We start from the raw sequence: 5193 nt of genomic DNA on the forward strand, positions 1-5193 counted from the left end.
GAAGGGTATACCGGAAAAAGTGTGCATTTTTTGGGATTTCAAGAGATGGCAAAGAAATTTTCAAATCTCCTCCTGACTCCTGACTCCTGACTCCTGACTCCTATGCCCTCACGGAAAGACTTTCTCAGCAACCCCTATTTACTGATATTCTGCATTAATAAGCTTTATAGCGTTGGTTTTTCCAGGTTGAAATATTAACTGTATCCGAATTGTGTATCAAACGATGATGAACAACAGATTCTTACAATGTGCAAGTGTAATATGCACTATATTTACCGTTCTTGGGGTGAATAGCTTTGAAAAGCAGCTATCCTTCAGGGAGCAAAAAGCACTGTACTCTAACCTTGTACTAGCACAAACATCCCAGGAACAGATTGCCCGCCAAGTTTATCAAAAATCAAGTCCGGCTGTGGTGACGGTTCAAACAGGTCAAGGTCATGGTAGTGGTTTTATTATCAGTAAAGATGGGTTAATTATCACCAATGCTCATGTCATTAAACCACCACCAAGAAATGAAGAAGAAGTAGAAAAGTATAATCCAAAAGATTTCCCCAGTGTAGTGACTGTTGTTTTTTCTGATGGGAAGAAAGTCGCGGCTGATGTATTGGGTTTTGGTAAAAATGGATTAGATTTGGCAGTGCTGCAAATTCATAATCAGAAAAACTTGCGGACACTTGCTTTAGCTGCGGCTGGATCTGCGAAAGTAGGCGATCGCATTTTCACTCTTGGTACTCCTCTGGATGCAGATTTCAAAGACACTTTTACCCAAGGAAACATTACTCGTATTGATTCCAGGACTGGAGAAATTCAACATGATGCAGTGATACAAGGAGGTAATTCTGGGGGACCACTTCTTAATAGCAAAGGTCAAGTGATTGGCGTGAATACAGCAGGAATTGTCGGACCAGGAAAATTAAATAGTGGGATGAATTTTGCTATTCCTGTTGCTCAAGTGCAATCTTTTATTACTGCTGCCAGAAAAAAAGATATCTCTTCTGTCTCTACCCTATTTAAGAGATCCACAAAACCTGCTATTGCCAGTATCTCACTTAACGGTCAGATCATTAATGGCAATTTAAATCCAGAGGATGGTATTGCTTCTGAAAATGGTAACTTTATGAATTTATATCAATTTCAGGGTCGAGCCGGTCAACAGGTAGTAATTGAAATGACCAGTCAGAAAATTAATTCACTTTTGAGTTTATATCAAGTGAGCGAATCTTCTGAAGGTCAAATTTTTTATAGCAAAATAACCGAAAATGATGATAGAGGGGCTGGTGATTTTAATGCTCAAATAGATATGACATTACCAGAAGATGGAGTTTATATAATAGTTGCCACTTCTCAACAACGAGGAGAAACTGGAAATTACAGTTTACAGGTAACAGCTAAACCTTAAATAGTGGGTATATTTTGCTAAAAAAGGATTTTTCAATGAACAGGAGTCAGTTTTTTAACGGTTACAGAAAAAAGCACTATTTGATAATCTAACAATTTATCAAATATGTGATCCATTACCTTTAACTCATGATTTTTTAATTTATCAATCTCAACAACAATATTATGCGACAACAATCATTTTTCATCACTTTAGGACTAGCTGCTGTCACATCTTTAGCAACTATTAGTCTACCTGCCAATTTTAGCCAATCAACTGCTGCCGAATCACAATCAAATCAAGTCACTTTCCTTTGTCAGTCAATGTTTGATGCAGCAAGTGGTGAGAGAATTCCGACTACAGTTGCTTGGATTCCTGAAAGAAAAGGTCATGTGTATTTTATTGGCTGGAAATCTGAATACTTTAATAAAGGTGGCTGGACTCCAGCAGAACGCTGTCAAAAAGTCTCGCAAAAATTCCAAGAGTTTTATGAACAAGGTCGTTTGAATTTTCTGTCTACTGGGAAAATTAAAGGATATTCTGTTATCTGTGGTGTTCTTAATCAAGGAGAAACTTGCAATCCTAGTAATCAACTATTTACCTTAAAAACAGGGAGTGATGCTGAGGACGTAATACAAAAGTTAATGGATATTGCTGAAGGTAAAAGTGGAGGGATAATTTTCCAAAATTCAGGTGAACAGTTGTATGTAAGTGTGAAAGATTTTTTAAAAAAATCCCCCTTAACTAACAATAATTAGAGATTATTTTCCGAAAACCGGGGTAGGCACGGGGGCGCTACCCCTACATCAAACACACATATTGTAGGGGCAATCCCCCTGTGGTTGCCCCCAAAAACGGGGTATTTACGACAAATATGGGGTATTTACCATGAATATGAATACGGGGTAGGCACGGGGGCGCTACCCCTACATCAAACACACATAGAAATCCTAAATACGTACATTTTACATAATTTACAAATTTCCCATCATGAACATGAATACCAAAACAGTCAGCATTTTCTCTTTAGCATTTTTATTAGTTTCCACTTTGAGTATTGAAACTTCATCTAATTCTATCTCCCTAGCAGCAATTGATAATATCAGTTGTCAAATCAAAGCCGATAATGGTGACACTGGAGCATATTCCCAAAAACAACTACAAACCATCGCCAAGAGAATTACAGTCAGAGTAATAAGTGATAATAACAGCGGTTCAGGAACACTCCTATCTAAACGAGGAAATACTTATCTAGTTTTAACTAATTCTCATGTAATTAGAGGAGTTAACAAAATTTCTTTAACAACAGCAGATGGTAAAACCTATAATGCACAAACAGTTCCTAACACTAACTTTAATAAATTTGACCTAGCATTATTACAATTTCAAAGCAATGAAAATTACTGTTTACAAGAAGTAGCTAATTCCGTACCTAATACTGAAATGGAAGTAATGGCGGCGGGATATTCTGCTACCAAAGGACAAATAGTATTTCGCACTGGTAGAGTAGAAAAAATAGCCGATAAACCACTAAAAGAAGGCTATCAAATTGGTTATAGTAGTGATATTGACCAAGGAATGAGTGGCGGTGCAATCATTAACTCTGTGGGACAAATCATAGGGATAAATGGTAGAAGTGCATACCCAATCTTAAATACAGGTTATGTTTATCCTGATGGTTCACGTCCTAGCAATGCAGAAATCCAGGAAATGCGAAAACTCAGTTGGGGAATACCAACTTCCACCTTATTAGCACAAGTAAAACCAGAAATTCTCACCGCCTATTCCTTACCTGTACCAAATATTTCCCAACCAGTACCAGACGTACCAGCATTAACAGGATGGTTAGGAGAAATAGAACAAAAAGCCAAACAAATAACCGTGAGAATTGATAGTAGTGATGAATCTAATGGTTCAGGGGTAATTATCGCTAAAGAAGGAGATACTTATACTGTTTTAACTGCGGCTCATATTTTCTGTGAAAGTGAAAATGAAACTCAATCCTGTGGACTTTTTAATTATTCAATTCTTGCTCCAGATGGTAAACAATATCCTATAGAAAAAGGCAGTATTAAACTAGAATCAGGAGTAGATTTAGCAGTAGTTAAATTTAGAAGTCCAGCAACATATCAAATTGCCACCTTAGCAAATCACAACCCAAAAGATGATGAATATATATTAACAGCAGGATATCCCAAATTAGGGCAAACATCACCTTGGCGGTTGACAATGGGGCAGATTTTTAGTAAAGAACAAGGATTATTTCAAACTACCCAATCAGATTTTAGAAACAATAGTTCTGGGAACTCAGGAAATGTCAGTTCAAGTGTTAGTCAAAGTGCAGTTTCCTTAACCGGAGGATATGAATTAGTTTATAGAAGTATCACCTTTGGGGGCATGAGTGGGGGACCAGTATTAGATACCCAAGGAAGAGTAATAGGTATTCATGGACGTGCTGAGGGAGAAACAGCTATTGATGAAAAAACAGGTGATAGAGGTAGTAGTGGTGGAAAAGTACAAATAGGTAATAGTTTAGGTATTCCTATCAGTACCTTTTTAGCAATAGCAAACAAACTAGATACCCAAGGACAAAAAGTAGAAACTACCCCAGCAGCAAAATTAAATCAACAACAAGTTAACTCTATACAAGCAGCAATATTATCAGTAGATGTTTCCAAAGGAAATACTACCGCCAGTCAATGGATAGAAAGAGGAAATCAACTGTGGCGTTTACGTCGTTTGCCAGAAGCTATAGAGGCTTTTGATAGAGCGATTCAGCTAAAACCAGCCTTTATTCACTTAGCTTATTATGGCAAGGGTTTGGCTTTAAGTAGTAATAAAAAATATCAAGAAGCGGTAGCTCCATTGCAACAAGCAGTGAAAAGTCAACCTGATTTTGTTGCTGCTTGGATTCAGCTAAGTACAGTCTATACAAAATTAAAGCAAGGAAATGAAGCCTTACCAGCAATCAATAAAGCCATTGAACTTCAACCAAATAATCCTAATTGGTATAATGAGAAATCCAATGTATTATATGAGTTAAAAAGGTATGCAGAAGCAGAGGTAGCGATCAATGAAGCGATTAAACTCAGCCCCCGTTCGGGATTTTACACCAATCGCGGTAATCTTTACGTTCAGCAGAAAAAATGGGAATTAGCACTGGCAGATTATAACCAAGCTATCAATATTAATCCTGATTTTGCTCTGGCTTACTACAATCGCGGTAATCTTTACAGTGACCAGAAAAAATGGGAATTAGCACTAGCAGATTATAATCAAGCTATCAAAATTAATCCTGATGATGCTGATGCCTACAACAATCGCGGTGTTCTTTACAGTGACCAGAAAAAATGGGAATTAGCACTAGCAGATTATAACCAAGCTATCAAAATTAATCCTGATGATGCTGGTGCTTACAACAATCGCGGTGCTCTTTACTATGAGCAGAAAAAATGGGAATTAGCACTGGCAGATTTTAACCAAGCTATCAATATTAATCCTGATTTAGCTCTGGCTTACTACAATCGCGGTAATCTTTACAAAAACCAGAAAAAATGGGAATTAGCACTGGCAGATTATAATCAAGCTATCAAAATTAATCCTGATTATGCTGATGCCTACAACAATCGCGGTAATCTTTACAGTGACCAGAAAAAATGGGAATTAGCACTGGCAGATTTTAATCAAGCTATCAAAATTAATCCTGATTATGCTCTGGCTTACTACAATCGCGGTCTTGTTTACGATAATCAGAAAAAATGGGAATTAGCACTAGCAGATTATAATCAAGCTATCAAAATTAATCCTGATTTAGC

Annotated in this window: 3 protein-coding genes; all 3 read left to right on the forward strand. The window is 37.1% G+C overall.

The annotated features are described in order from the left end of the window. The first annotated feature begins 223 nt into the window (after nt 1-223). The gene (locus PN497_RS02650; protein ID WP_096565848.1) at nt 224-1399 is read left to right on the forward strand and encodes a trypsin-like peptidase domain-containing protein; all 1176 of its coding nucleotides are present in this window, start codon (nt 224-226) and stop codon (nt 1397-1399) included. 164 nt (nt 1400-1563) lie between these two features. Then, entirely contained in the window at nt 1564-2136 is a 573-nt protein-coding gene (locus PN497_RS02655) for a COP23 domain-containing protein (protein ID WP_096565846.1), read from the forward strand. Between the two features lie 238 nt (nt 2137-2374). Then, on the forward strand, nt 2375-5193 hold a 2819-nt coding region (locus PN497_RS02660), incomplete at its 3' end, for a serine protease (protein WP_272109536.1).

This window comes from Sphaerospermopsis kisseleviana CS-549, from assembly GCF_028329225.1.
GTDB lineage: Bacteria > Cyanobacteriota > Cyanobacteriia > Cyanobacteriales > Nostocaceae > Sphaerospermopsis > Sphaerospermopsis kisseleviana.

Excerpts from the sequence above, each read along its gene's own strand:
- PN497_RS02650 (WP_096565848.1), top strand. The coding sequence starts at position 224 with ATGATGAACAACAGATTCTTACAATGTGCAAGTGTAATATGCACTATA.
- PN497_RS02655 (WP_096565846.1), top strand. The coding sequence starts at position 1,564 with ATGCGACAACAATCATTTTTCATCACTTTAGGACTAGCTGCTGTCACA.